Origin of the sequence: Pseudomonas sp. O230, assembly GCF_045447035.1 — a bacterium.
Classification (GTDB): Bacteria; Pseudomonadota; Gammaproteobacteria; order Pseudomonadales; family Pseudomonadaceae; genus Aquipseudomonas.
On the sequence record NZ_JBJGXN010000010.1, the window covers coordinates 39,280 to 65,590 of the forward strand.

The following is a 26,311-nucleotide window of genomic DNA, read 5'->3' on the forward strand; positions in this document are numbered from 1 at the left end:
TGGCTCTCAGCTGTACAGCCGACGGAATACCGCGGGCAACAGATCCGGCAGATCTTCTGCCATTAATCCAGGGCCGAATTCGGCAGCCGCCGCGCCGTGCAACCAGACTCCCGCCGCGGCACTGTCGAAAGCCGACATTCCTTGCGCGAGCAGGCCCAGGATAATTCCACTCAAAACGTCGCCCGTGCCTGCGGTGGCCAATGTTGACGGTGCATTGGTGTTGATGATTGCTCTGCCATCCGGGGCTGCAATCACGGTGTCACTGCCTTTGAGGACGACTACCGCCCCGCATCGCCGGGCGGCGGCGAGGGTACGGCTCAGCTTGTCGCCAGCAGCATCAAATACCCGGCGGAATTCGCTTTCATGGGGCGTCAGTACGCAGGGACCTTTGATCGCTCGATCCAGGGCGCCGGGGTCATCCTGGAAGGCTGTAATTGCGTCAGCGTCGATAACGGTTGGACGTCCAGTGGCAAGCATGGCAAGCACATGGCCAAACGTTTCCTTGTCAACGCCGGCACCAGGGCCGATCAACCAGGCGGAAAAACGGCTGCCATTGAGCAAGTGACCAAAATCTTCCGGCGTCACCCAGGGACGCACCATGATGCTGTCCAGCGCAGCGGCGTAAATGGCGAGCGCTATTTCAGGTACTGCAATGGTTGTGAGCCCCGCCCCTGCTCTTGCTGCGCCTCTGGCAGCCATTCGAGCAGCACCGGTCATTGGATACCCACCAAAGATCAGGGCATGACCGCGGCTGTGTTTGTCGGTGTCCGCCTTGGCTCGCGGCAGGTTGGCCAACCACAACGCTGGATCATTCTCAAACGTCTGGGGTGCGATGGCGTCGATTACCGCTTTGGGGGTGCCAATGTCCGCAACGATGACTTCGCCACACAAGTCCCTCCCCGGCAGCAACAGGTGACCTGGTTTCTTGCGCAAAAAAGTGACGGTCAGCACTGCCGAAACCGCACCTAGCGCTTCGCCGGTATCGCCCATTACCCCGCTGGGCGTATCGATTGCGACAATCGGCACATTGCCATGGCTCGCGGCGGCAAGCGTATCCAGCGCTTGGCCTTCCAGTGGACGACTCAGGCCCGCACCGAACAGAGCATCGACGATCAATTCGGCCCCCTCGAGCACCGAGGGGCTTAACGCTTCGACTTCCCCGATCCAACGCTGTGCATGTTGCCGTGCTTCATCTTTGAGACTGAATCGGCTCCCCAGCATCGCCACCCTCACCGGCCATCCGGCTTCTGCAAGCAGGTGCGCGGTGACGAACCCATCACCACCGTTGTTGCCTGGCCCGCACAGTACCAACAGAGGTCTTGGCGTCCAGCGGCGCTCGATTTCGCGTGCCACTGCCGCACCGGCATTGGCCATCAATTCAAAAGACGACACACCGGCAGCGACGGACAGTCGATCTGCATCCGCCATCTGCCGGACTGTGAGCAAGGCTGTCTGAGGACTGACCAGCACAGAATCGAGATTCAAAATGTCCACGCTTTTCCACTCTTTCAAACCGCACTGAAATCAATGACCACCCGGGATGGAACATCACCGTGTTCGAGACGCTCGAAAATCTGGTTAATCGCCGATAACGGCTGCAATTCGATATCGGCCTTGACCTTGCCTTGCGCCGCAAAATCCAGCGCCTCGGCCATGTCCTGGCGAGTGCCGACAAACGAGCCTCGAACGGTGATGCAATTGGCAACGACATCAAACAACGGCACCGGAAACTCACCCGGCGGCAACCCCACCAGCACGCAAGTCCCGTGCTTACGCGTCATGGCGACGCCTTGATTGAACGCGCTAAGCGATGGCGCGGTGATCAGTACGCCATGACCACCACCGCCCGTAGCCTCTTTCACGGCTTCGACCGGATCGCCTTGTTTGGCGTTAACCACAGCGTCGGCGCCAAGCTTGGTGGCATGGGCCAGTTTGCGGTCATCAATATCAACGGCGCAGACTTGCAGCCCCATAGCCTTGGCGTACTGGACAGCCAGGTGACCCAGTCCGCCCACACCGGAGATCACAATCCACTGTCCGGGCCGGGTATCGGTTTCCTTGATGCCTTTGTAAGTCGTGACGCCGGCACAAATGATCGGCGCGGCCTCTCTCGGATCAAGGCCATAGGGAATGTGGGCGACGTAGTTCGGGTCGGCCAGGATGTATTCGGCAAAGCCGCCGTTCTTTGTGTAGCCACCAAATTGTGCTTCAGCGCACACCGTCTCCCAGGCCGACAGACAGTATTCACAATGCCCACAGGCTGAATACAGCCACGGTACACCGACCCGCTCGCCTTCCTTGACACTGGTTACTCCGGCCCCGAGGGCTGTGACGATACCGATGCCTTCGTGCCCTGGAATAAAAGGCAAACCCGGTTTGAGCGGCCAGTCGCCGCGTGCCGCATGCAGGTCGGTATGACAAACCCCGCAGGCCTCTGTGCGGACCAGGATCTGGCCCGGGCCGGGGGTTGGATTATCACAACGTTTAAGCACCAGCGGCTGGCCGAATTGTTCAACGACGGCAGCCTGCATTTGGAGTGTCATGGGAGCTTCCTTTTTTAGCGGTCCCGTGCGTGGGGCCACATGAAGTGACAAGCAGGTCCGGAAGGTGGGCCGAGTTCCGGTGTGCGCTGCACCTTGCGTATCAACTGGCGGAGGACAAACCCAAGCCCTTGATCGCTTCAATCATGCTCGACATGACGACCTGAGCAGGCACGAAGTAGCACAGAACTCGGCGCCTTGAGTGGGCGCGACGCAGCCTTAAACCGGAGCGTCAACGGAGACGTAACGCACCAGTTTTTTGTTAACGAAGGCCTGGATGCCCATATCGCCCAACTCACGCCCGTAACCGGAGTTCTTAATCCCGCCGAAGGGCAATTCAGCATCTGACCAGCTAATGTTGTTGATAAACATCATGCCGGTATCGATCCGGCTGGCGACTCGCAGACCACGGCCTACGTCCCTTGTGAACACCGAGCCGCCCAGGCCGAAATCCGAGTCATTGGCTAGCGCGATCGCCTCTTCTTCATCCTTGACCCGGAAAAAAAGCGCGACAGGGCCAAAGAACTCATCTCTGAACGCCGGATTGTCCGGTGCAATGTTGGTCAGGATTGTCGGACTCATGTAAGCGCCCGGACGACGAATTCTCTCGCCACCAAGCAGTACCTCGGCGCCGTTAAAAACAGCGTCTTCGACCTGCGCCAACAATTGTTGCAGGGCGGACTCGGTCGACATGGGTCCCAGTGTTGTGCTCTCGTCCATCGGATTGCCTGGCTTAAGCGCGGCCAGTGCTGCCTGAAAGCGCTCAATAAATACATCTGCGACTTCTTCAAGCACGATAAAACGCTTGGCGGCGCAACAGGTTTGCCCGCAGTTGTACATACGGCCCCAGACCGCCCAGTTGACGGCGAGGTCGAGGTCGGCGTCCTCCAGGACGATAAACGCGTCGCTGCCGCCCAGTTCCATCGATGAAGGCTTGAGGTTGGCTCCGGCCCGCGCCGAGAGACTGCGGCCGGCGGCTACGCTACCCGTCAGGGCGACACCTTTGACGCGTGCGTCGTCCACAACGCGGTCCGACTGCTCATGGGAAATCATCAGGTTGGTGTAGAGCCCCAAGGGTGCTCCGGCCTCGATCAACAGCGACTCGAAAGCCATCGCGCATTGCGGAACACAACCGGCGTGCTTGACCACCAACACATTGCCCGCCATGAGATGCGGCCCTGCGACACGTGCCAATTGGTAGAAAGGAAAGTTCCAGGGTTCGACGCCGAAAATCACCCCGATAGGACTGCTTTCCACATGGGCTTCGCCCTGTTTGGGGTGGAGTCTTTGGCGTGCCAAAAAGCGCTCAGCATTTTTTGCGTAATAATCCAGGATATCGGCACTGAAGGTCACCTCACCACTGGCTTCGCTGATGCGTTTCCCCATCTCCAATGTTGCCAGTCGAGCCAGGTCTTCAACCCTGGAACGCATCAGTTCTGCCGCCCTGCCAATCACTGCGGCACGTTGCGCATAAGAGGTGTGTTTCCAGCTCTGAAAACAATGTTCTGCGGCCGCAAGCTTTTCTTCCCGCTCGAGATCGCTGATTTGTTCAAAGCTTTCCAGCAACTGGCCGTCACTGGGATTAACACTTGTATAAGCCATGACGAATGCCTTCACTTGAGTGAACACAGGCCGATGGATTTCGGCTGAGAGCCCACAAGGGTTATTCCCTATGGGCGTGCTCTGGTAGTGGCTAAATGCGCAGTTCTCTCGAAACGAAGGCGCCGTGATTTCAATCCCCGAGCACAGCTCGCACCGCATCGATGTCGTGGCTGCTGCCATGCACCATCAATAGATACTCGTCAGCCTTGAGGGCGGTTTCGTATTTGATGACCTGGTCTTTGCTTAAGCCCATATTTAATAGCGCTGCGCCGAGTGCGGTGACACCGCCGACAATCACAGCGCCCTCCAGCGCACTCACCAACATGGCCACCAAAGGACCCGCCAAGGCAACGAGCCCAAGGCCAGGTAGAAAGAAAAATGCCGGCGTAATAAGCAGCCCCCAGACACTGCCCCAAAGAGCTCCCATAGCGCCCCAAGACTTCACCTTGTCTCCCAACTGGTAAAAGCCGATCGGGTGTTCTTCCGTGTGATAGCCCTTACCCACGATTGAGAGTTTCTTTACGTCAAAGTCTTCCTGGCTCAGAGCACGTATCGCACTTTCGGCTTCGGCATGGGTTTTAAAGATGTAGAAATCAGAACGGTTGATGCTCATGGTCTGAGGCCTGCTCGTGGGGTCGTATCTGAAAACGGTGCAAGACACACGAGTTCCGCTGCCGAACACCGCATGAATGTCAGTAGCTGACGATGATGTTGTTCTGCACATTCTTGACGCCAGCCGCACTCCAGGCTGAATGCATCGCCAACTCTCGCTCCGCCCAGTTGTCGACTGTCCCGGACAAGGTCACATCGGCACCGTGCACTTCGACGGTAATCTTCTGCGAATCAATAATGGCCCGACGCTTGAGCGCTTCTGTGATGTCGGTCTTCACTCCTTTTGCCGATATCGTGGACTTGATCAAAATGTTGTTACTGATCCCCCTGACGCCCATCAGGTTACGGACCGCGCCTATGGCTTCCCTGCGCTGGTATTCCCATTCCACATCGCCGGACAGTGTCACCCAACCACCTTCAATCTGAACCTTGATCGAGTCCTTGGTCAGGTTGGTTGTCCACTCCAAGGCACTTTCAGCAGAAAGCGCAATATCGGCATCGTTACGCTGACTCGCGCCTGGCAGTTTGACGTCCATCTCTATGGCCAGCGCGCGAACACCCGAGACCTTCTGCACGGCTTGTTCAGCGGCCCATTTTTCGACGTAACTGTTAACGTGTCCGGCGAGGGTCACGATGCCATCCTTGACCTCAACACCGATCTGTTCGGCATTGACGGAGGGGTCCCAACGCAGCTCTGCAAGGATGTCGTTTTTTAGTTCCTTATCGGTTTTCATCAATTCAATCCCGAATAATGTGGTTGCCGGTGCGGCTTTTATGACAGGGCCGTGCGTCAGTCAGCCCCTGGGCCTCAACGCCAAAACGAGCGTTGCGGCTGCGCAGAGGCAGAGGCAGAGGCAGAGGCAGAGTCAATCAAGTTAGGCGCCTGATTTGCTCATGAGTAGCCTCGGAAACTACCTACACTCTCAGCTGACGCCATCGCGCAACAGGCCAATTGCAATGAGCAAATTCATGCGTCGTCATGCCGAAACCCATAACAGCAGCCGTATAGGCTGGCTCAGAGCGGCTGTGCTGGGGGCAAACGATGGAATTGTGTCAACCGCCAGCCTGTTAATCGGCGTTGCAGCCGCCAATACCACGCACAACACGCTGATCGTGACGGGTGTCGCGGGGCTCGTCGCGGGCGCCATGTCGATGGCGGCAGGTGAATATGTTTCCGTGCACTCCCAGGCCGATACCGAGCACGCTGACCTGGCAAGAGAAAAAAAAGAGATCGAGACAAAGCCTGCGGCTGAACACCGAGAGCTGGCACGTATCTACGTCGGCCGTGGGGTTGAGCCTGAACTGGCCAGACAGGTGGCCATCCAGTTAATGGCGCACGATGCCCTGGGTTCACACGCCCGAGATGAACTGGGTATTTCCGAGGAACTGAGTGCCAAGCCTCTTTCGGCAGCGTTTGCGTCAGCGACGAGTTTCATCGTCGGCGCCATTTTACCGGTCGCCGTAACGCTGATAGTGCCGCTTCAGAACGCGATCCTCTGGATATCGATCATGTCACTGGTTTTCCTCGCCACATTGGGCGCCGTCGCGGCAAAGGCCGGGGGCGCTCCCTTGCTGGCGGGGGCCTGGAGGGTGACATTTTGGGGGGCGTTGGCGATGGTCATTACCGCCGTGGCTGGCAGACTATTCGGGGCGATTGTCTAACGCTATTAAACGTGGTTGTCACGATTCAGGAGTGGGAACAAATCATCGTCAGGAATTCATTTTCGACACTGACGCCAGAAGGCGCTTTGTCATCCGAAAGGATCAGTTCGCCGCTGTAATAGGCAAAGTAAACCGAGTTTGTCGTGCCTCGCTGGCGAGCAAAGCCACATACGGCAAGGTCACGGCGGTCGGTATTCACGGCGGTCGCGTAGAGCGGGTCGAACACCCATCCGTCACCCTCCAGCCCGGTCAGTGCTTTGGTCCTGGTAACGTAGTCGTCCTTGGCTGTAACCGGCACTTTGATGCGGGGCTGATTGAGGTTGTCGATCGAGTCCGGCGTGGTCACTGTTTTTTCAGTCGGAGCATGCCCGCAGCCGACAAGGCAAGCACACATCAGACCCAGCAAAATGTTCATTTTCATAGTGGTGCCATTCAATTGAATTGAAATGCGCCTGTGGTTAATTGGCGCGACCGGCCTTTTTGAGCATAAGTTGTGCACGCTCATTTGCTTCGTCTGCCGATTTTTTTGCCTCCAGGGCCGCACGCAGTGCCTGATCTGCTTTGGCCGCCGACTGATCCGCGTGCACTCTGGCCGCTGTTGCCATGTCTTCGGCACCGCTTATCCGGGCATCAATCTCCTGTCGGCGGTGACTGCAACCGGCAGTCATCGCCAAGACCACGATCAATGAAGTAGTCAGGGTGAGTTTTCTCATGGTGTCACTCCTTGGCGCCTGAATAGGCGTAGTTCGGTTTGCCGATGCGGAGAGATCACCCTATTCGGTTGTTGGATAACGCAGAAGGCTCGGAAACTACTCAGGCTCGTCAGTGTTGGTGCCTGGCACGCTCTTATACGTCCATGTCATGCAGTGCCTTGAAGGCCTTGAACAAAACACGAGGATCAGTCGCGCCCTTGTATACCTTTGGCGGTTTGCGTTTAAGCCCCAGGAGGCTGGAAACCGCGCATTGTGCAGTACGAATCGAGTACTCCACGGTGAAGACAACATCGTTTGGCAGTTCGCAGTATTGGCCGATGAAGGCCATATTTTTGTATCCCTCGGGCACGACCCGAGGTCGATCGCCCTCCTCTCGCGGCATGAACTGGCTGGTGATGAACGGCATCATGCAGGGTATGCAGATTGCGCTCTTGAGGATGGCTTGGCTGTCGGAACCAAAGTGCAGATGTCCCAGTAGCTCCGTCATGATCTCGCGCCCAGTGCAGGCAGACATCGGAATGTTGACGAAATTGCCTGGGGTGTCGACATGCAATCCGTAGCCCCAAAACACACTGACTCCCTCGGGTTGGTCGATAAAGTGAGGCTGGAATGGCACCACAATTGACATCAACCAGTTGGATTCAGGAAAAGTAATCAAACCGCCCTCCCCCGGTACATTGCCGGTAAACTCCACGGTCCGTCGCAAAAAAACCGGATCGCTGAGGGTCGTCGTAAATGACACCCACTTGGTCGCATCGATATGGTTAGAAAAAACCTGCGGTTGACCGAACTCGGGCCTGCCTTTCGCCAACGTTTCCCAAAGGGCCCAAGCGCCTTTGATCGCTTTGCTTTTCAATTGCGGGGCCTGATCCATGCTCCCGATGCTTGACGCTTCGGTCATGGAGCCAAGCGTCACTAATACATAATCACAGGCTCGAACATCCACGACGGACTGCTTATCGTCGCGCTCGTAGAGGATGCGCTTGACGCTTTTACCATCGCTTTGCTCGCGCAAATGCATATCCGTCACGCATGCCCCAAGTTCAAAGACCACGCCGCGCTCTACCAGCCATTTGTGTAGCGGTCTGACCAAAGAATCGTATTGGTTGTAGACCGTACGCATGATGCCTTCGAGCCGATTGAATCCCGCCACCATGTGTGCAAAACGTACAATGTAGCGCCGAAATTCTGCGGCGCTGTGCCAGGGCTGAAAAGCAAATGTGGTGCACCACATCAGCCAGAATTGGGACTGAAAGAAGGACTCCGAAAATTGATCGGAAATGGTGGTCCGTCCCAACGCTGCTTCAGACTCGATAGCAATCCTTTCGATGGTTAGAATGTCGCCCTCGGTAAGCCCGAATTCTGGAGCCGTTTCCCTGAGCCCATTGCGAGCCAGACGTGACTTGGAAGAGGTGTGCATCCGTTCATTCCACGCGAGTGTTTCCAGCGTGACGGTTGTTTTGCCATCAAGGGTCGGAATCGACGCGAACAACTCCAGAGTGCATACGTACTTGCTCTCGAACATCCGTCCACCGCGAAGCACATACCCATCCTGCGCGGATCCTCCACCATCAAGACTACCCCCGGGCGTATCAAGCTTTTCGAAGAGCGTAATGTTGCGCCCGATGACATCGCCATCACGGATCATGAACGCGGCCGCAGCCATGGCCGCTATTCCCCCACCCACGAGGTAGAAACGTGCCTCGGGTTCACTCGGTGCAGTTGTTTCCCAGTCATTTTTATCGGTCATGGGTCATTTCCTGGTGCTGAGTCGTGAAAATAGCCCCAACGCACAGGTGCGCCAGCCTGGATTCAGGATAAGAGTGATAACAGTGGTGGCGACAGACTCGGAATCTACCTAGGGGGAATTTGCTAGCGAGGCATCCAGTGGCGACCGCTGGTCGCAGAGTTGTGGCGAAACCCGTCGCTACCGGCAGGCTCGCAACTCAACAAAGGCTGGATGACTTTCAGCTGGTTAACAATGAATGCAATTTACAAGGTCACTGAGTCGCACAGCACTGCGAGCGTGGACGTTGCGTAGCGACTAAAGGGGTGTAGGATCCAAGGAGACGTGTTCCTTCGGAATGCATTGCTGCGGAAGATCACAATGCCTGTTCGCCTTCCACTTGACGCTGGAACGGCCACGCCCAAGGTGATTACCCCATCTCCTTTAGCCGATGCTGCAATGCTGGACTCAAAAGAGCGGTTGACGCCTCAGAACACAACCGAATCCCTTGAGCAGTTACGCTCGTTGAACAACGAGCTGACTGAGATGAATGATCAACTTCGTGCCTCGCTCGAACAGCAACGGACCGCCTCACTGGCTTCTCTGAACGTACTGTACAGCATGAACATCGCGGCCATTCTGTTAGACGAAAATCTGAATATCCGCTTGTTCACCCCTGCCAGTCAGTCACTGTTCAACATTCTTACCCAGGACATCGGACGACCACTGGCTGACCTGCGTCCTATGGCCACTGATGTCAATCTTCTGGAGGATGCCAGAACTGTCATGCGTGATAGGACTCCGCTGGAGCGAGAAGTCGAATCGCGTAGTGGCGTGAGTTTTACCCGTCGGATTTCGCCCTATAACAAACAAGATAATTTTGTTGAAGGTGTGGTCATCACCTTTACCGATATCTGCGATAAAAAACAGGTCACCCAAGCGCTTGAAAACGCAACGCAGAAAGCGGAACTCGCTAACGCCGCTCGGACACGCTTTCTCGCCTCCGCCAGCCATGATCTGCGCCAGCCTTTACAAACACTTAAGTTGTTGCAAGGCCTCCTGCTGGGCATTCTCAAAGATGAGCAACCGCGCAAGCTGACGGTCAGGATTGGCGAAACCGTGGGCGCAATGTCCGGAATGCTAAATGCCCTTCTGGATATCAACCACATTGAAACCGGCGCGATCCTGGCCAACCCCGTCAGCTTTCGAATGAGCGACCTGCTGGATCGACTCGCTGACGAATTCAGCTACAAGGCAGGTGCTAAAGGTTTGAAACTGAAGGTCGTACCTTGTCATCTCTCGGTGGAAAGTGATCCACGCCTACTGGAGCAAATGTTGCGCAATTTGCTATCCAATGCGCTGCAGTACACCCATGAAGGTCGGATACTTCTGGGCTGCCGCCGCCACGGCGGGTGGCTCAGCATTGAAGTCTGGGATACCGGTATAGGAATGGAGTCATCGGAGCAGGAATTCATCTTCAAGGACTACGCGCCTGTAGAAAACTTCAGTCTGGGGAATGGCACAGGATTACTTATTGTTAAACGTTTGTGCACCGTGTTGGGCCACCGTTTACGTGTGCAATCGACTCTTGCAAAAGGGTCTACATTTTCTATTGATGTCGCTTTATCCCGTGAAAGCGCAGCCCTGCCAAGCGAGGCGCAAGAAAATGATTTACAAGAGCACGGCCTGGTAACGAACAAAGAAATGATCCTGATTGTCGAGGATGACGTTGAATTGCTCGAATTACTGGGCGCCCTGCTCAAATCCGAAGGGTATCAAGTGGCAATGGCGAACGACGGTGTCACAGCGCTCGAAAGCGTCACACATCGCGGCGTCCAACCTGATCTGATCCTGGCAGACTTCAATCTGCCAGGATCGATCAATGGCTTGCAACTGATCAGCCAGCTGCGCAAAAGACTCCACCGCAGCATTCCCGCCATCATTCTGACCGGTGATATTTCACGACAGACTTCCCGTGACGTGGCGTTCGAGCACTGTGCTCAGCTCAACAAACCGGCGAAGCTCAAAGAGGTCATCTTTGTCATTACTTCGTTGCTTGCACAGCAACGTCTGGCGATTGTCGACGATGAGCAACTCGATAAAACCGAGTCTTGCGATACAAGGACATCGATCATATTCGTGGTTGATCGCGACGATCTTTTTCGCGAGACGATCCGAGGCGTCCTTGAATCAAGCGATTATCTAGTCCAGGACTATGCGTCATGCGAAGCGTTTCTGGAGGACTACTCCCCCGGGCTACGGGCGTGTTTGTTGGTTGATGCTCAACTACCGGGAATGGAAGGCCTTGAACTCCTGCATCGATTGAGAAGCAACGGCGACGACCTGCCAGCCGTATTGATCAGCGGTAGCAGTGAAGTGTCGATAGCTGTAGATGCCATGAAGGCTGGCGCTTCGGATTTTATTGAAAAGCCATTCGGTCGTAGTGATGTCCTTCAAAGCGTTGCCAGAGCTTTGGAGCATTCGCGTGATGTGAACAAAAAACTGGCCTGGACTCACGAAGCCACCCAATGCATTAACAACCTGACTGACCGTCAGCGCCAAATCATGGACATGGTGCTGGCAGGTCACCCGAGCAAGAACATCGCTGTCGAGCTCGGGATCAGCCAGCGCACCGTGGAAAATCACCGCGCGTCTATCATGACTCGCACTCACTCCAAGTCTATTCCTGCATTGGCTCGTATTGCACTTGCAGCCCAGCGCCTATCGTGCTGAACCGGCAGTATCTCGGGTTGCTCAGAATGCTCGTAACGTTGAAGAAATCTTTCAGGGCGGCCGGGCAGATATTGCCATTCTTCGTGTGGTGCATAGGATAATACAGCAACAACTTCGCGCGAGGCTCCGATTTTGCGGCCTGGTAGGGTGGCGAAGAATTTGTAATTCTGTCCAACGGCATGACCAAAGACCAATCAACTCAGTAGGTAAAATCTCTGTGCCAACTAGTGCGAGACTTGAAAATACCGCACGCCCCTTCCCGCGCAGGGCACTTAACTATGAGTGTTGGTTTTTCAGTACATGCATTTGGTCCGCTGCACTCATTTAACGTACTACATGCCCAAGTCGATAAAGCTCTCTATATCGCCAAAGAACGGGGAGAGACCAATTTTTTACCATTTAAGGTCTATACGAAATTCTGGAATCACTGGTTTTTTAACAAAACGCATGGCTTTGGGTTGCCAGCTCCCGGCGTGGCTGGGTGAGCCGCCTTAGGGCTACCTGGATTGCTCGGCAGCCGGGCATTTGCAGTGGGCAGTTGCCATTCCGTTTTCCATCGGAACATTGGCTGGAATGGTGTGCGAGCGCCTGATCGCGGCCCGGCTAGCGGGTCCACACTTACAAAAAGGCTTCGCCGCAGTTTCCATGGTGGTTGCGGTGGCCTTGCTGGTGAAAGCGATTTCGTCATGTGCATAAGCCGCCATCACGGAAAGCAGGTGTGCTATCGCATCAGCGGCCCCGCAGCATTGGCAGTCATCCAACCCCTCTATCAACAAATTCGCGCCGGAGAATCCTCATGAATGTCGACTGGCTCAACTTCACGCCCTGGTCATCCCTTGCCGGAGGCGCATTGATTGGCCTGTCGGCCAGTCTATTTGTCGTTGCCAACGGACGTATCGCAGGCATCAGCGGTCTGATCGGCAGTCTTTTACAGCGTAGGAGCGAGGGGGTGAGTGAGAAAGTACTTTTTCTCCTGGGTCTGCTCATCGCGCCGCTTCTATGGGGCTTGTTCGCCACGCTGCCACAGATTGAGTTCAAAAGTGGCTGGTTCGCACTGATCGTCGCCGGTGTATTGGTGGGCATTGGCACACGATACGGGTCAGGTTGCACCAGTGGCCATGGGGTATGCGGCCTATCGCGCCTTTCGCCACGATCGATGGTCGCCACTGTATGTTTCATGTTCAGTGGTTTCGTCACAGTGTTTGTCTTGCGTCATCTGCTGGAGGGGTGGACATGATCAAACTGACCGCATTCATTGCGGGCCTGCTGTTCGGCTTGGGCCTGCTTCTGGCAGGCATGGCCAACCCGAGCAAAGTACTCGCTTTCCTGGATTTAACCGGTGCCTGGGACCCTTCCTTGGCGTTGGTCATGGTCGGGGCCATTGGCATAGCCGTTGGCCCGCTAACCTGGGCGCGACAACAATCCTGTTCGCTGCTGGGAAGGCCAATGCAGCTACCGATCAAACGTGAGTTGGACCCGCGTTTGATTGGCGGGAGCCTGTTGTTCGGCATCGGCTGGGGAATAGCGGGCATCTGCCCTGGCCCCGCAGTCGCAATTCTGCTGACACTACGCTGGCAAATAATCGTATTCATGTTAGCCATGCTGGCCGGCATGTTGCTGTTTACTGCGCTTGAGACCCGGCAACCATTGATCGGGAGATCGCCATGAAAGCGAACATTGGAACCATTGACCGTAGCCTGCGCATCGTCGCCGGTCTGCATCTCATTGGTCCCGTCACGGCACGGGCGTATCTGAGCCTGTACAAGGGACCTGATCAACGTTCATCTTTTGGCATATATACAAACTGGACGCTCACTTCAAAGCCCTCCTCCCTTCCTGTCGCGGGTGATGTCAGGGTCATGCTGGCGCCGACGCCTTGCACAATGGTTTTGGCAATGGCCAACCCCAACCCTGAACCACTGGCTTCGCTGTTGCCGCGCACGAAGCGCTCGGTCAGGTACTGCAACACCGCTTTCGGTACCAGCGGGCCGCCGTTGACCACCCGCAGCAGCGCTTGATCGGTGAGGCTGACCTCGACCGGTTGATCCGCGGCACCGTACTTCAGCGCATTCTCGACCAGGTTGCGCAACAGGATGCCGAACGCATCGGGATCAATCGTCGAGTAGACGCTGGCCTGGCCCGGCAGCTGCAACTTGATACGCTGCCCGCTGCTGTGGTTCCACTCGTCGACCACATGGGCCAGCAACGGAATCAGGTCCTGCGGCGCTTCGGACAACAGGCCACCGCCCTCAGCCTTGGCCAGTTGCATGAGCTTTTCCGAGAGCCGTGCCAATTCCCGTAACGAGTTCTCGATCTTCGCCGCGCGCACCTGCAATGGGCCTTCGGGGGCTTCGTGGCGCAGGCGCTGGATCTGCGCCAACGTTGCCGCCAACGGTGTGCGCAGTTCATGGGCGCTGTTGGCCGTGAAGCTGCGCTCAGCCTCCAACGCCTTGCGCAAGCGCTCAAGCAAATGGTTGACCGCATCAGCCAGCGGGTCGATTTCTGCCGGCAGCTGCGCGACTTTGATCGGCGACAGATCGCCCACGCCCCGCGCTTCCACGGCATGACGATAGGCCAACACGCTGCGCAGACTGATGCGCACAAACAACCAGGTGCCCAACAGGCTGATGGGGATCAGCGCCAACAACGGCAACAACAAGGCAAACAGGGCTTCGCGCGCGGCTTCACGGCGATGCCCCAGCGGTTCGGCGATTTCGATAAACAACGTCTCGCGCAGCGCCGAGGCACCGTACAGACGGTATTTTTCAGTGGCGGAAAACCCTTCGCTCGACTGTTTGTTGAAGATCTTCGGGTTGGCGTCGTGGGACTGCATCAGAATCTCACCCTTGGCATCGCGCACCAGGTACGTCAGGTATTCCTTGTGCATTTTCAGGGTGGCGACATGTTGCGCCTCGCGAGGCGCTTCACGGTTGCTGATTTCCAGCACGGCCAGAGGCAGGATGCGTTGCGCGGTCTCTTCCAGAGCGCTGTCGAAGGCTTCGTTCAACTCGTGTTGCACCACCAGCCAGGCGCCGACGGTCGCCCCGAGCCAGAGCAAAGTCATGCCCAGGGTCAACCCCAGGCCCAGGCGTTTTTGCAGACTTGATGACGACTTCATGCGCTCATCAACCGGTAACCCATGCCACGCACGGTTTCAATCAGCTCGCGCCCGAGTTTTTTGCGCAGGCGACTGATGTAGACCTCGATGGTGTTGCTCTCGATTTCCGCGCCAAAGGCATACAAGCGCTCTTCGAGTTGCGACTTCGACAGCAACGCGCTGGGGCGCTGGACAAACGCCTCGAACAGCGCCCATTCACGGGCCGTCAGGTCCACGGTGGTGCCGGCGCGCTGCACCGTGCGCGCACTCATGTCGACCTGCAAATCACCAAGCCTGATCTGCGGATTGGGATTGCCGCTGTAACGCCGGGCCACCGCCGCCACCCGGGCGGAGAGCTCGAACAGGTCGAACGGTTTGACCAGGTAGTCGTCGGCCCCGGCATTCAGACCGGCAATGCGATCGGAGATCTGATCCTGGGCGGTGAGGATGATCACCGGGGTCACGTCGCCCGCTGAGCGCTGCTGGCGCAAGAAGTCCAGCCCGCGACCATCCGGCAGCATCAAGTCCAGCAGGATCAGGTCGTAAGGCGTGGTGCGCACGCTGTTGCGCGCATGGTCCAGGCGCTGTACCCAATCCACGGCGTGGCCGTCATCGGCGATCTGCTCGCGCACCGCTTCTCCCAGCCCGGGGGCGTCCTCGACCAATAAAACCCGCATCTGGCACCTCCTGTGATGGTTGTCGTGCAGCACCTTAACCGCCTTAGCTGACGTGAATCTGAAGATTCAGCGGGTTGTCAGGAATGACCTTTAGGGTATGCCACACACGCCGACCCGGCAGGAGACAGATCATGAAATCAGCTTTTATTGCCAGTACCGCCCTGTTGAGCGTGCTGCTCAGCGGTTACGTCCTGGCCGATGACGACTGCAGCGACCCCGTCAGCGACTGGCAGCCTCGTGAAACCTTGCGTCAACAGGTGGAGCAGCAATGGGGCTGGAGCGTGCAGCGCATCAAGGTCGACGACGGTTGCTACAAGCTCAAGGGCACCGACCGCAAGGGCAACGCCATCGACGCCCGTTATGCACCCGCCTCGCTGCGATTGCGCACGTTGCAAATCAATTTCGGCGATGACGGCGACGCCCGGGATTACCTCACCAGCCCTGCTCGGGAATGAGCATTGCGGATTTTTCCCGGCTGTTCAGGTTGCTGTCAGCCAGCAGGTCCAGGCTCTCGCCACAACGCTCAAACAGGACACCCTCATGAAAAAGATCATCGCTGCAAGCTGCCTCATTGGTGCCATTGCCCTGCCGGGGCTGGCCCAGGCCCGTGAAGTGACCCTGACCACCCAGCTCAAGAACTACAGCGGCAATGATGCGTACCTGGCGATCTATGTCACCGACGCCAATGGCCAATACCAGAAAACCCTCTGGGTGGCCGGCAAGAAGGCCAAGTACTACCGACACTTGACCGACTGGGCCCGTGGCAGCGGCATGAACCCGAGTGAATTTGACGGGGTCAGCGGCGCCAGTGTTGGCAGTGGGCAGACCCTCAAAGTCAGCGTCGAGCTGGCAGACACCTTGATTGATGCCGGGTATCAGATCCGCATCGACAGCGCCGTGGAAAACAAACGCGAAGCCCGAGCCGACATCAGCGTCCCCCTGACCTCCAAAGGCTCGGGCACGTCGGCGACCGGCAGCACGTACGTCGACTCCTTTACCTACGACCTGTAGTAACAGCGACTTCTGGAGGCTGAATATGCTTCGCCAGTTCCATTCCCTGCCCGGTCTGATCGCCGCCCTGTTGGTCATGTTATTGGCCATCAGCGGCGCGGTATTGTCCGTCGATCCAGCGCTGGAACGCCTGCACAACACGTCCATCGCTGCCGGCCAACTTAATGTCGGTCAGCTGGCCGGGCGCGTTGCCAGCCACTTTCCGGGCGTGGAGCAAATCCAGCGCACCGCATCCGGCACGGTCATCGTCTACTACAACCAGGACGGTCAGAGCGGAGCCGAAAAGGTCGACCCGCTGACCGGCCAGGGCCTCACGCCTTACGAGCCGTCCGCCTTCTCACGTTGGGTGAAAGACCTGCACCGCTCGTTGTTCATGGGCACACCCGGCCACGGCGTTTCGGGCGTTGGTGCGCTGTTCATGTTGATCCTGTCGGTTTCCGGCGCATTGCTGCTGGCCCGGCGCCTGGGCGGCTGGCGCAACCTGTTGCGTCCATTGCGCGGCACGTTCAGCCAGCGCTGGCACTCCGAAGTCGGGCGTCTGGCCTTGCTCGGGCTGCTGCTGTCGGCCCTGAGCGGGCTGTACATGTCCGGCACCACCTTCGGTTTGATCGCCGACGGCAGTCAGAACGAGCCGGCCTTCCCCACTCACATCAGCGCCGGCCCGGCGTTGCCGGTGACGAACCTGCAAGCGTTGCAGGCCACCGACCTGAACGACCTGCGCGAACTGGTCTACCCGAGCCCCGGCAACCCGCAAGACGTGTTCTCCCTGCGCACCGCCCAGGGCGACGGCTACGTGGACCCGGTCAGCGGCACCTTGTTGTCCTGGCAAGCCCACGATTCGATGCACAACGTTTACGAATTGATCTACCAATTGCACACCGGTGAAGGCCTCTGGTGGCTGGGCCTGCCGCTTGGTCTCTGCGCCCTCTGCGTGCCGTTGATGAGCGTGACCGGCATCCTGCTCTGGTGGCGCCGCCGCCAGGCCGGCCCGAACATCCGCCACAACAGCCCCGCCCACTCCGCCGACAGCGTGATTCTGGTGGGCAGTGAAAACAACAGCACCTGGGGCTTTGCCAACACCTTGCATGAAGCGCTGCACGAAGCCGGGCACCGAGTGCACAGCGCGGCGATGAATGAATGGAGCGGCGATTACCGCAGCGCTCAACGGCTGTTCATCCTCACCGCGACCCATGGCGACGGTGATGCCCCAGCCTCGGCCTCACAATTCCTCGCTCGGCTGGCAACCTCCGGCCTCAAACCCGGCCTGCCGTTTGCGGTGCTGGGTCTGGGGGATCGGCAGTTTGCGCAATTCTGTCAGTACGCCCATCAAGTGCAGGAAGCGCTGGTGCAGGCCGGCGGCTCGGCATTACTGGGGCTGGAAACCGTCAACCGCCAGTCCTCTCAAGAGTTTGCTCGTTGGGGTCATGCCCTCGGCGAAGTACTGGGGCACGACTTGACGCTGGTCCACAGTCCGTCGCAACCGCTTACCCACCCACTGCAACTGCAGGAATGCATTGTCTACGGCGAACACGTGAAGGCGCCGACCCACGTCCTGCGCTTCAAAACTCCGGACGAGTTCCCGGCCTTTCAAGCCGGGGACCTGGTGGGCATTCTGCCGCCGGGCAGCCCGGTCCCGCGCTTCTACTCACTCGCCAGCAGTTCCGACGACGGCGTGCTGGAAATCTGCGTGCGTAAACACGAAGGCGGTCTGTGCTCGCAGTTCCTGCATGGCCTGAGCCTTGGCGCATCGATCGAAGCCTTTATCCAGCCCAACCCGCAATTTCGGCCAGCGTCGGGCGCGCACCCGGTGATCCTGATCGGCGCCGGCACGGGGATAGGTCCCTTGGCCGGTTTTATCCGCAACAACAAGGCCCGACACCCGATGCATTTGTATTGGGGCGGACGCAACCCGGCGTCGGATTTCCTCTACGAACCGGAGCTCAACCGTTACCTGGCCGACCGGCGCCTGACCGCATTGCGCGCTGCGTTCTCTCAGGTTCAGGACCGCAGTTACGTGCAAGACCGGTTGATCAGCGACGCGCTGGCCTTGCGCCGACTGATCGAAAAAGGCGCCCAGGTGTTGGTGTGTGGCAGCCGCGAAATGGCCAAAGGCGTGATGCTGGCCCTGGACGAAGTGTTGGCACCGCTCAACCTGAGTGTGCTGACCCTCAAAGCACAAGGACGCTACCGTGAAGATGTCTATTGACGGGCAACGCTACAGCCTGAACGGCGAGACCATGGGCAGCCGCTACACCGCGCTGTTCTATGCCGATGCGGGCCTCGACACCGACGCAATCGGCCGCAGCCTGGCCAAGGCCGTGGGCCGGGTGGACCAGCAAATGTCCACCTGGAAAACCGACTCCGACCTCAACCGCCTCAACGCCGGGCCCGAACAGGAGTGGCTGTCAGTCCCCAAGGAACTGGCCACGGTGCTGGCCGCCGCGCTGCGGGTCAGTCAGCAATCGAGCGGCGCTTTCGACATCGCCGTCGGTGATCTGGTGGACGCCTGGGGGTTTGGTCCCGGCGAACAGACAGTCACGGAGCAGGCACTCGCAGCGGTGCTGCCGCGATCTCGACTGTCAGCCAGCGCCGCGCTAAAGGTTGACTCACAACGCAATCAGGTACGCAAACGTGCGCCGCTGCAGCTTGATTTGAATGGCATCGCCAAGGGCTTCGGCGTCGATGAACTGGCCCGCTGCCTGGAAGGGTTTGGCATCACGCGCTACCTGGTCGGCATTGACGGCGAAATGCGCGCCCGAGGGCTCAAGCCGGATGCGCAACCCTGGGTCGTGGCGATTGAAAAACCCTGCCGGGGCGTGCGTGAAGTGATGGGCGTGATGGAACTCAGCGATGCCGCCATCGCGACGTCGGGGGACTATCGACAGTGGGTCGATGTCAGTGGGCAAACCTACGCCCACACCATGAACCCGGTTACCGGCGCGCCACTGCGTAACCCGTTGGCGGCGGTCAGCGTGGTGGCGGCCTCGTGCATGCTCGCCGATGCCTGGGCCACGGCGCTGCTGGTGCTGGGCGAAATCGAAGGCCCGCGACTGGCGCAGGAACGCGGGATGGACGCGTTGTTCGTGCTGCACGACGGTGAGCAGTTCAAGGAAATTTCCATAGTCGGCGGCCAATTGCAGGCGCACATTGACACCCGTCCACTTGATCCACCCAAAGACAGTGAGTCCCGTTAAACCATGAAATTCATGCACCGGCACACCGAGCTACACCGCAGTGAGCGTATCGGCTGGCTGCGCGCCGCCGTCCTGGGGGCCAACGACGGGATCGTGTCCACCGCCAGCCTGTTGATCGGCGTCGCCGCCGCCAACGCCAGTCACGCCACGCTGCTGGTCACCGGAATGGCCGGGCTGGTCGCCGGCGCCATGTCCATGGCAGCGGGGGAATACGTCTCCGTGCACTCTCAGGCGGACACCGAACGGGCCGACCTGTCCCGGGAACGCGCCGAACTGGCCAGCGACCCGAAAGCCGAACACATCGAACTGGCGAACATTTACATGCATCGCGGCGTATCGCCGGAACTGGCCCATCAAGTGGCTGACCAATTGATGGCCCATGACGCCCTCGGCTCCCATGCCCGGGACGAACTGGGCATCAGCGCAACACTCACCGCCAAACCGCTGCAGGCCGCCCTCGCCTCGGCCGCCAGTTTCGTGGTCGGCGCGGCATTGCCGCTGGCGGTGGTTTTCATCGCGCCAGCGCCCAGCGTGGTGCCGTGGATGTGCGGCATGTCGCTGGTTTTTCTCGGCAGCCTGGGGGCTGTGGCGGCCAGGGCCGGCGGTGCCAGCGTAGTGACCGGCGCCTGGCGCGTGACGCTGTGGGGCGTGTTGGCCATGGGCATCACCGCGCTGGTGGGGTCGTTGTTTGGGGCGGTGGTCTAGCGCGTCGATACTCCAAAACACAAAAGGCGCCCGATCCTCGATGGGGCGCCTTTTGTGCGTTGACGACTAGACCACGCCGACGAAATCGCTCGCCGTCAGGGCGATATGCCCGACCAGATCGATCTGGATATCAGCCCCATTGCCGCTGTTGACGTTGCCCTCCACATAGGTGTGATCGACTCCGCCGACATTGACGAAGTGGTACTTCAATTGCGCCTGGTTGTTGAACTCGTTGCCAGCGCCATTCCACTCGCCGAGGAAGGTGAAGTCCTGATTGCCGGCCGCTCCGGCGCCGGAGGTACGGGCATCGATCAATGACAGGTCGATGTGATCGGTTCCGTGCACAAAATCAGTGATCACGTCGCGGCTTGCAGTCGTCGTGCCCGAGTCGTTGACCGAGCTGAACACAAACATGTCCGCCCCCGCGCCACCGGTCAACGTATCGCGGTTGCCATTACCGGTCAGCGTGTCGGCGCCGCCACCACCGCTCAAGGTGTCGATGCCACCCTGGCCGGTCAGGGCGTTATTGTTGTTGTCGCCAGTCAAGCTGTTGGTGCCGCTGCTGCCGATGACATTTTCCACGCCGACCAAGCTGTCGTTACCGGTTTGCGAGCTACTGGCCCCCCCAGTGCTCAGGTTGACCGTGGCGTTGGCCGAAGTCCCCGACAGGTCATAGGTGTCAGTGTCAGCGCCGCCGTCATACGTGTCGTTGCCATCGTTGACCGAGGCCAGGAAGGTGTCATTGCCCAGGCCACCGTACAAATTATCCAGGCCTTGCCCACCGACGAGGGTGTCGTCACCACTGCCGCCGTCGATCCAGTCGTTGCCGCCCTGGCCTTGCAGCAAGTTGCTGGCCGCATCGCCCTGGATATGGTCGCTGCCCGAACTGCCGCTGACGTTCTCGATTCCGGTCAGGCTGTCGCTGCCGGTCTGGGCACTGGTTGAAGTGCCGACGAGCAAGTCCACCGTGGCCGCCGCCGAAGTGGCCGACAGGTCATAAGTGTCAGTGCCCGAACCACCGTCGTAGTGGTCGTTGCCGTCATTGACCGATGCCAGCAGCGTGTCGTTGCCCGCCTCGCCGAAGACGAAGTCATTGCCCGCCAGACCGCTCAACTGGTTGTTGCCACTGTTGCCATGGATGACGTTGTCCAGTGCGTTACCCGTGCCGTTGATGTTGTTCGAACCGAGCAGGGTCAAGTTCTCGACGTTGGCGCCCAAGGTGTAGCTGACCGACGACATGACGGTGTCGGTGCCCTCGTTCAGGCTCTCCTGAACCACGTCGCCATTGGCATCGACCATGTAGATGTCATTGCCGGCGTTGCCGCGCATCGTGTCGTTGCCGGTGCCGCCGTCCAGCAGGTCGGAGCCGAGGCCGCCATTGAGCACATCGTTGCCCGAATAGCCCATCAGGATGTCCTGATAGTTGGTGCCATTGAGCGTATTACTGAAGAAGTTGGTGCCTTCGATGAAGCGTCCGACCGCCTCCGACGGGTCGGACGTGAGTTGCTCCACCGTGCCGTTGTTATCGGTGTAAGTCGTGACCACCCGCAGTTGCTGGCCGAACTGTGCCGAGGTCGGCGCAAAGGTCGACGCATTCGCCCCGGTGATACTCAGCCAGGCCGCGCCCACCAATGCTTGCCACTGATAGGAGAACCCGCTTGGCCCCGGCAAACCGTCGGCGTCCTGGATAGCCGAGGTGTTGGCGGTCAGCCGGTATTGCGCCGGCACCGGACGACTTGGTGTGGTCGGCGCGGTGGCAAAACCCGACAACAGCACATTGCCGGTCGGCAGATGGTTGGTGATGTTCAGGTTGATCGTACGGTCGGCGAAGCGCAGTTTTTCCACGCCAATCACGATATCGGTGCCATCGACGTTCGCCGCACCCACGCGCAAATCCACCACTTTGAACGCGGTGATCAGTTCACCGCCGGGCCGGGTATCGGTGAACTTGGTGATGCTGTAGTCGGCAAAATTGCCACTGTACAGCGCCGCATCCGCTGCGCCGTCAGCGGTGCCGGAGGCCGCATGGTTGTCGCCCAGAATGAAATCAGGGCGAGTCGATTGCAGGCCGGTAAAGTGTTGGGCAAAGCCCTGACTGGCGAGCAAGTGGTTCAGATCGGCCAGCTTGATCGAGTCACCGACGATCACGTCATTGCCGCCATTGCCCTGGGAGACATCATCACCACTGCCGCCAATCAGCCAGTTCTCCGTGGCATTACCGATCAGGCCTGCCAGAGGATTGGCTGGAGTGACCGTGTTCGGCCGGCTGTCGCTGAAGCGTGAACCAATCAGGCCTTCTATGTCGGTGAGCAAGGCGTTGAACGGTTGGAACAGCACAGCGGTGCCCGGCGCCGCCACGATGTTTTGGTTATTGAGGTCGGCGGCGGCATCAAGGGCGATGTTCACATCGCTGAACGCCGCAATATCAAAACCGACATCCCCAATCGCTTCGTCACCATCGCCCTGGCCTGGCGCACCACCGAGGCCCGGCAGCAGAATGTCGTCACCGGCACCGCCGAACTCCTGGTCGCCCGTGGAGCCGCCGGAAATGATGTCATCGCCGTCCTCGCCAAACAGAATGTCCGGGCCGTCACCGCCGTAGATCTCATCGTTGCCGTCACCGCCATGCACCAGGTCGGTGTCGCCACCGGCATCGATGTAGTCATTGCCGGCACCACCGTAAATCTCGTCAATCCCGGCCTCCCCATAGAGGTGATCGTTACCGCCACCGCCAATCACTACATCGAGCGCGCCGGCGCTGGTCCCGGCATAAATGGTGTCGTCCCCTTCCCCGCCATCGAGGAAGTCTTCGATGTCACCGCCGTAGATCACGTCGTTGCCGTCGCCACCGTAGATATGGTCGGCACCGGCCTTGCCATCAAGGATATCGTCGCCGCCTTCACCGTAGATCGTGTCGTCACCGTCGCCGGCGTCGAGCCAGTCGTTGTAATCGGTCCCCACCAGCACTTCGTGGGAGTTGTAGCCCACGGCCGCCGTACCATCGGGGTTCAGCCCTTGATCCGGGCGGTAGTCCCGAATGTAGGTCTGTGCCGTGTGGGTTTCCGGATTGGTCAGGCTCATTAGCAAGCCGTTACCGCCGATCCCGCCCGTACCGCCAGTCGAGTAAACACCCACGTGGTTGGCCGCGATCAACGTGCCGTACTTATGCTCGCTTTTGTAGGCCGTGGCACTGGCGCCGGAATCGGTGTAGCTCAGTTCCACGTAGCTGTCGGCATAGCCGAAGACATCACCGGCCAGGTGCCGGGCGTCGGTGGTGCGTTCGATGATGTCCTTGAATTGCTCGGTGACCACCTGTTCGTTGAGGTTGGTCATCGCCGGCAACCCGAGGTCGAGGCGGAACAGGTAGTAGAAGCGGTCGCCGTCCATCAACCGTTCCATCTGGTCCTCGAAGATCGCGTTGAAGGTGGTGCCGAGCTGCCCGGTGTAGACGTGTTTTTCCGCCAGGCCACCGATCCACAGGTCGATCGCGTTGTAGCCGTCATAACCGGCCACATGATTGCCATTGGCGTCCGCCGCGCCGGAGAGGAAATACGCCGCCTGTTCGGCCGTGACGCTGCCCCCGGCATAGTTGACGGTGAGTCCCGAAATATCGGCATCGATAATTGCCTGGGCATGGGCCTTGTCACCGTCGAAGGAATACGCGGCGATGAAATTCACCAAGGACTCGGGGTGAATCATGTTGTTGGCGAAATCACTCCAACTGGTATAGGGCGTCAGGCCATCGACGATCAGGTTGGTGTGATGCTGGGCGCCGGCCGGCGAGGCCCGCTCGGCAATCAGCGCATCGTGAATCTGCTGACGTGCCTGGTTCAGGGTGGGCAGGCCCAAATCGCGGCCACGGGCCAGGTTGATGGTCGCCAGGTCCAGTGGCTGGCCAAGCAAGCCCTGTTGCAGCGCCGGGGTCACGAACTCGTCGATTTCGTTGCTGATCTGCCGGGTCATGCCCAACGCAATCGCCGTCGGCCCCACCTCGGCAAAACCGCCGGGATTGAGGAACGCCTGCTCCAGCGCATAGTGGGTGATCGCGCCGGTCAGGTCGTAGCCGCCACTGGCATTTTTCTCCAGGGCATCGATGGTTTCACGCAGTTGCGAGTGGCCGAAGCGGAACGCAGCCTGGCCGTATTCCAGCGAGATATTGGTGTTGATGCCCGAGTCGTAGGTCACGAATTCCGGCAAGTCCGGGGTGATCAGCCGGGCGTACTGGTCGATCGCCACGTGCTGGTATTCCATTTCTACGGTGAGCTTGGCGGCGTAAAACAACTTGTCCTGATCCCAGGACACCGTGACGCCATCGGCCAGGGTGAAGTTGCCGTTGGCATCGGTGTAAAAACCGCCGCTGCCGTTGCTCACTTGCACCTGCCAGTTGTGCCGCACGGTGGCATCGGCTTGTGCCAGCACCTCGTGTTGCAGGTTGATCAGTTGCACGTTGTGGTCTTCATGGAAGACGTGGTGAATGGCGGTGAGCCCGAAGTTTTCGTTCACCCGGCCGTCACCGGCAATGTAGTGATCGCCCACCGATTGCAGCAGCAGTTCGTTGGCCACGGCGAAATCGGCGCTGCCGGCGGCGGCGCTGATCGAGAAGTCGGCGAAGTTGACGAAGCTGAACAGGTTTTTTGGCCCTGAGTTGTCGTAGTTGAAGACCATGCCGTAAGGGTTGTTCGCATCGAAGGTGATGCTGGTGATGTGCGCATCCAGCGACATCAGTCTCGCCTGATCGATATGCACATCGTCGAAGTGTGGGTTCATGTCCAGCAGGATGGCTTCGCGGGTGTAAACGGCCTGCACCCCGGCGGTATTCGGGTCGGCATCGAGCACATGCCCATGGGCATCGCGGACACGGAAATTGGCGATGTCGTCCCAGGTCAGGTCGTCACGACCGGTGGCCAGCACATGGGCACGCAATTCGCTCAAGGTCGGCAACGTCTGATGCGTCAGCACGCCATTGAGCGTCCAGGCAGCCTCGTCACTGAGCGTGGTGCCATCGAACAGCGCCGCCCCGGCGATGAATTGACCGGGATGATTAGGGTCCGCCACCCACTGACGCAGCAATTGGGTCACGGCGTCGTTGGAGCCGTAAGTCTGGTTCTGATCAATGTAGGGAGAGTCGAGGTTGACGTATTGCGCCTGGCCCTGGCCGTCCACTTCGCTGACCGTCGCGCGATGCACTTTGATCGAATACACCGGTTGGCCGTCCGGGCCGATAGAGCCGTACAGCGGATCATTCGGCGCCAGGGGAATAGTGATCGTCGCGTTCTGATTCGGTTTGTTGATGAAGTCCAGGCCGTGGTCAAAGAACTGCCCGAACAGGGTGAACCAGCCGGTGGTCGACGGGTCGCCCGACACCGTGTTCTGGTTACGAATGTAGTACTGGCCGGAATCCGGCGAGGTGGTATCGACTTCGCCGATGGCGCCGAGAATGCCGGGGTCGGTGACGATCGCCACGCCCGTGGCGGTGTGCTGGATATGCCCGTTGGCATCGGTGGCGAAGGTGACGCCGCCACTGACAATGGTCTGGCTGATCATTCGGGGGGTGTAGTCCACCAGCGAAGCTGTCGGATCGCTATACAGTGAACTACTGTCAGTCATGGGCGTGGCGCCGACGGGCACGCCCTGCCCTGTCAACGCCGCGTTGCTGAGGTCCTGGTGGACGTAATGCGTGTAATCGGCATGGGTCAAGCGAATGAAATCCTGGCCGAAGCTGCCCCAGGCCTGGCCATCCTGGGTCATGTTGTTGAAGTGCCCGGAGACGTTGCGCAAGCCAATCGGGTCGCGCGCGCCGTTGTACCAATTGGTTTCACCGGGCGGGGTGTCCAGCGGGTTAAAGCTGCCAAGCAGGCCGAGCACATGCACGTTGCCGTCGGAACCGTCGTAGCCGTACAGCGGCTCACCCGCGGTGTTGTAGCCCACGATGTGGATGGTCGGGAAAGACACCTGCTGCTCAAGGAACGAAATATCTTTTTGATTGAGGGTGAAGCGCTTTAGCTCATACATGGCAATCTCCGGACATCCGTTGAGTGG

The 26,311-nt window shown here is 58.9% G+C and carries 20 protein-coding genes; 9 read left to right on the forward strand and 11 right to left on the reverse strand.

Annotated elements, in window-relative coordinates; all coding sequences use genetic code 11:
* Positions 1 to 6: 6 nt before the first annotated feature.
* The 5 genes from ACI77H_RS21660 to ACI77H_RS21680 form a co-directional block, all read right to left on the reverse strand.
* The gene (locus ACI77H_RS21660; protein ID WP_407013755.1) at positions 7 to 1,494 is read right to left on the reverse strand and encodes an NAD(P)H-hydrate dehydratase; all 1,488 of its coding nucleotides are present in this window, start codon (positions 1,492 to 1,494) and stop codon (positions 7 to 9) included.
* A gap of 14 nt (positions 1,495 to 1,508) precedes the next feature.
* The gene (gene adhP, locus ACI77H_RS21665; RefSeq protein ID WP_407013756.1) at positions 1,509 to 2,543 is read right to left on the reverse strand and encodes an alcohol dehydrogenase AdhP; all 1,035 of its coding nucleotides are present in this window, start codon (positions 2,541 to 2,543) and stop codon (positions 1,509 to 1,511) included.
* A gap of 216 nt (positions 2,544 to 2,759) precedes the next feature.
* Positions 2,760 to 4,142 carry an NAD-dependent succinate-semialdehyde dehydrogenase gene (locus ACI77H_RS21670; RefSeq protein WP_407013757.1) on the reverse strand — a complete coding sequence of 461 codons (1,383 nt, stop codon included), beginning with the start codon at positions 4,140 to 4,142 and terminating at the stop codon, positions 2,760 to 2,762.
* 130 nt (positions 4,143 to 4,272) lie between these two features.
* Complete coding sequence (locus ACI77H_RS21675) at positions 4,273 to 4,755, reverse strand: general stress protein (protein WP_407013758.1); 483 nt, start codon at positions 4,753 to 4,755, stop codon at positions 4,273 to 4,275.
* Between the two features lie 79 nt (positions 4,756 to 4,834).
* The gene (locus ACI77H_RS21680) at positions 4,835 to 5,488 is read right to left on the reverse strand and encodes a BON domain-containing protein (protein WP_407013759.1); all 654 of its coding nucleotides are present in this window, start codon (positions 5,486 to 5,488) and stop codon (positions 4,835 to 4,837) included.
* A gap of 223 nt (positions 5,489 to 5,711) precedes the next feature.
* Here ACI77H_RS21680 and ACI77H_RS21685 point away from each other — a divergent pair, with 223 nt between their 5' ends.
* Positions 5,712 to 6,416, forward strand: coding sequence for a VIT family protein (locus ACI77H_RS21685; RefSeq protein WP_407013760.1), 705 nt, complete (start codon positions 5,712 to 5,714; stop codon positions 6,414 to 6,416).
* 25 nt (positions 6,417 to 6,441) lie between these two features.
* On the opposite strand, the gene ACI77H_RS21690 is transcribed toward ACI77H_RS21685, so the two are convergent.
* The 3 genes from ACI77H_RS21690 to ACI77H_RS21700 all read right to left on the reverse strand — a co-directional run bounded on the left by ACI77H_RS21690 (position 6,442) and on the right by ACI77H_RS21700 (position 8,879).
* Positions 6,442 to 6,837: a hypothetical protein gene (locus ACI77H_RS21690; protein WP_407013761.1), complete on the reverse strand. Its 396-nt coding sequence runs from the start codon at positions 6,835 to 6,837 to the stop codon at positions 6,442 to 6,444.
* Between the two features lie 37 nt (positions 6,838 to 6,874).
* Positions 6,875 to 7,129, reverse strand: a complete 255-nt coding sequence (locus ACI77H_RS21695) for an Lpp/OprI family alanine-zipper lipoprotein (protein WP_407013762.1) — start codon at positions 7,127 to 7,129, stop codon at positions 6,875 to 6,877.
* A gap of 133 nt (positions 7,130 to 7,262) precedes the next feature.
* Positions 7,263 to 8,879 (reverse strand): oleate hydratase, encoded by a 1,617-nt coding sequence (locus ACI77H_RS21700; protein WP_407013763.1) that lies wholly within the window; start codon positions 8,877 to 8,879, stop codon positions 7,263 to 7,265.
* Between the two features lie 357 nt (positions 8,880 to 9,236).
* On the opposite strand from ACI77H_RS21700, the gene ACI77H_RS21705 reads away from it, so the two are divergent.
* The 3 genes from ACI77H_RS21705 (at position 9,237) to ACI77H_RS21715 (ending at position 13,256) form a co-directional block, all read left to right on the forward strand.
* Positions 9,237 to 11,588, forward strand: coding sequence for a response regulator (locus ACI77H_RS21705; RefSeq protein WP_407013764.1), 2,352 nt, complete (start codon positions 9,237 to 9,239; stop codon positions 11,586 to 11,588).
* Between the two features lie 796 nt (positions 11,589 to 12,384).
* Positions 12,385 to 12,825 carry a YeeE/YedE family protein gene (locus ACI77H_RS21710; RefSeq protein WP_407013765.1) on the forward strand — a complete coding sequence of 147 codons (441 nt, stop codon included), beginning with the start codon at positions 12,385 to 12,387 and terminating at the stop codon, positions 12,823 to 12,825.
* Complete coding sequence (locus tag ACI77H_RS21715) at positions 12,822 to 13,256, forward strand: DUF6691 family protein (protein WP_407013766.1); 435 nt, start codon at positions 12,822 to 12,824, stop codon at positions 13,254 to 13,256. The genes ACI77H_RS21710 and ACI77H_RS21715 overlap by 4 nt, the downstream gene beginning before the upstream one ends.
* A gap of 106 nt (positions 13,257 to 13,362) precedes the next feature.
* On the opposite strand, the gene ACI77H_RS21720 is transcribed toward ACI77H_RS21715, so the two are convergent.
* Both ACI77H_RS21720 and ACI77H_RS21725 read right to left on the reverse strand, forming a co-directional pair.
* Positions 13,363 to 14,706: a sensor histidine kinase gene (locus ACI77H_RS21720; protein WP_407013767.1), complete on the reverse strand. Its 1,344-nt coding sequence runs from the start codon at positions 14,704 to 14,706 to the stop codon at positions 13,363 to 13,365.
* Positions 14,703 to 15,362: a response regulator transcription factor gene (locus ACI77H_RS21725; RefSeq protein ID WP_407013768.1), complete on the reverse strand. Its 660-nt coding sequence runs from the start codon at positions 15,360 to 15,362 to the stop codon at positions 14,703 to 14,705. The genes ACI77H_RS21720 and ACI77H_RS21725 overlap by 4 nt, the downstream gene beginning before the upstream one ends.
* Positions 15,363 to 15,493: 131 nt before the next feature.
* Between ACI77H_RS21725 and ACI77H_RS21730 the strand changes: the two genes are divergently transcribed.
* From ACI77H_RS21730 to ACI77H_RS21750, 5 genes are all read left to right on the forward strand, one after another.
* Positions 15,494 to 15,817 (forward strand): PepSY domain-containing protein, encoded by a 324-nt coding sequence (locus ACI77H_RS21730; RefSeq protein WP_407013769.1) that lies wholly within the window; start codon positions 15,494 to 15,496, stop codon positions 15,815 to 15,817.
* An 85-nt stretch (positions 15,818 to 15,902) separates the two neighbouring features.
* Positions 15,903 to 16,373, forward strand: coding sequence for a DUF2271 domain-containing protein (locus tag ACI77H_RS21735; protein ID WP_341523514.1), 471 nt, complete (start codon positions 15,903 to 15,905; stop codon positions 16,371 to 16,373).
* Positions 16,374 to 16,398: 25 nt separating this feature from the next.
* On the forward strand, positions 16,399 to 18,579 hold the full coding sequence (locus ACI77H_RS21740) for a PepSY domain-containing protein (RefSeq protein WP_407013770.1): 2,181 nt from the start codon (positions 16,399 to 16,401) through the stop codon (positions 18,577 to 18,579).
* Positions 18,569 to 19,567: an FAD:protein FMN transferase gene (locus ACI77H_RS21745; protein WP_407014053.1), complete on the forward strand. Its 999-nt coding sequence runs from the start codon at positions 18,569 to 18,571 to the stop codon at positions 19,565 to 19,567. Before ACI77H_RS21740 ends, ACI77H_RS21745 begins: the two co-directional genes overlap by 11 nt.
* Before the next feature lie 3 nt (positions 19,568 to 19,570).
* A complete protein-coding gene (locus ACI77H_RS21750) occupies positions 19,571 to 20,272 on the forward strand; it encodes a VIT family protein (protein ID WP_407013771.1) in 702 nt (233 codons plus the stop codon).
* A 66-nt stretch (positions 20,273 to 20,338) separates the two neighbouring features.
* On the opposite strand, the gene ACI77H_RS21755 is transcribed toward ACI77H_RS21750, so the two are convergent.
* A complete protein-coding gene (locus tag ACI77H_RS21755; RefSeq protein ID WP_407013772.1) occupies positions 20,339 to 26,284 on the reverse strand; it encodes a peroxidase family protein in 5,946 nt (1,981 codons plus the stop codon).
* Positions 26,285 to 26,311: the final 27 nt, after the last annotated feature.

Coding starts and splice junctions, on each gene's coding strand:
- adhP (WP_407013756.1), bottom strand. CDS start 2,543: ATGACACTCCAAATGCAGGCTGCCGTCGTTGAACAATTCGGCCAGCCG.
- ACI77H_RS21670 (WP_407013757.1), bottom strand. CDS start 4,142: ATGGCTTATACAAGTGTTAATCCCAGTGACGGCCAGTTGCTGGAAAGC.
- ACI77H_RS21675 (WP_407013758.1), bottom strand. CDS start 4,755: ATGAGCATCAACCGTTCTGATTTCTACATCTTTAAAACCCATGCCGAA.
- ACI77H_RS21680 (WP_407013759.1), bottom strand. CDS start 5,488: ATGAAAACCGATAAGGAACTAAAAAACGACATCCTTGCAGAGCTGCGT.
- ACI77H_RS21685 (WP_407013760.1), top strand. CDS start 5,712: ATGAGCAAATTCATGCGTCGTCATGCCGAAACCCATAACAGCAGCCGT.
- ACI77H_RS21690 (WP_407013761.1), bottom strand. CDS start 6,837: ATGAAAATGAACATTTTGCTGGGTCTGATGTGTGCTTGCCTTGTCGGC.
- ACI77H_RS21695 (WP_407013762.1), bottom strand. CDS start 7,129: ATGAGAAAACTCACCCTGACTACTTCATTGATCGTGGTCTTGGCGATG.
- ACI77H_RS21700 (WP_407013763.1), bottom strand. CDS start 8,879: ATGACCGATAAAAATGACTGGGAAACAACTGCACCGAGTGAACCCGAG.
- ACI77H_RS21705 (WP_407013764.1), top strand. CDS start 9,237: ATGCCTGTTCGCCTTCCACTTGACGCTGGAACGGCCACGCCCAAGGTG.
- ACI77H_RS21710 (WP_407013765.1), top strand. CDS start 12,385: ATGAATGTCGACTGGCTCAACTTCACGCCCTGGTCATCCCTTGCCGGA.
- ACI77H_RS21715 (WP_407013766.1), top strand. CDS start 12,822: ATGATCAAACTGACCGCATTCATTGCGGGCCTGCTGTTCGGCTTGGGC.
- ACI77H_RS21720 (WP_407013767.1), bottom strand. CDS start 14,706: ATGAAGTCGTCATCAAGTCTGCAAAAACGCCTGGGCCTGGGGTTGACC.
- ACI77H_RS21725 (WP_407013768.1), bottom strand. CDS start 15,362: ATGCGGGTTTTATTGGTCGAGGACGCCCCCGGGCTGGGAGAAGCGGTG.
- ACI77H_RS21730 (WP_407013769.1), top strand. CDS start 15,494: ATGAAATCAGCTTTTATTGCCAGTACCGCCCTGTTGAGCGTGCTGCTC.
- ACI77H_RS21735 (WP_341523514.1), top strand. CDS start 15,903: ATGAAAAAGATCATCGCTGCAAGCTGCCTCATTGGTGCCATTGCCCTG.
- ACI77H_RS21740 (WP_407013770.1), top strand. CDS start 16,399: ATGCTTCGCCAGTTCCATTCCCTGCCCGGTCTGATCGCCGCCCTGTTG.
- ACI77H_RS21745 (WP_407014053.1), top strand. CDS start 18,569: ATGTCTATTGACGGGCAACGCTACAGCCTGAACGGCGAGACCATGGGC.
- ACI77H_RS21750 (WP_407013771.1), top strand. CDS start 19,571: ATGAAATTCATGCACCGGCACACCGAGCTACACCGCAGTGAGCGTATC.
- ACI77H_RS21755 (WP_407013772.1), bottom strand. CDS start 26,284: ATGTATGAGCTAAAGCGCTTCACCCTCAATCAAAAAGATATTTCGTTC.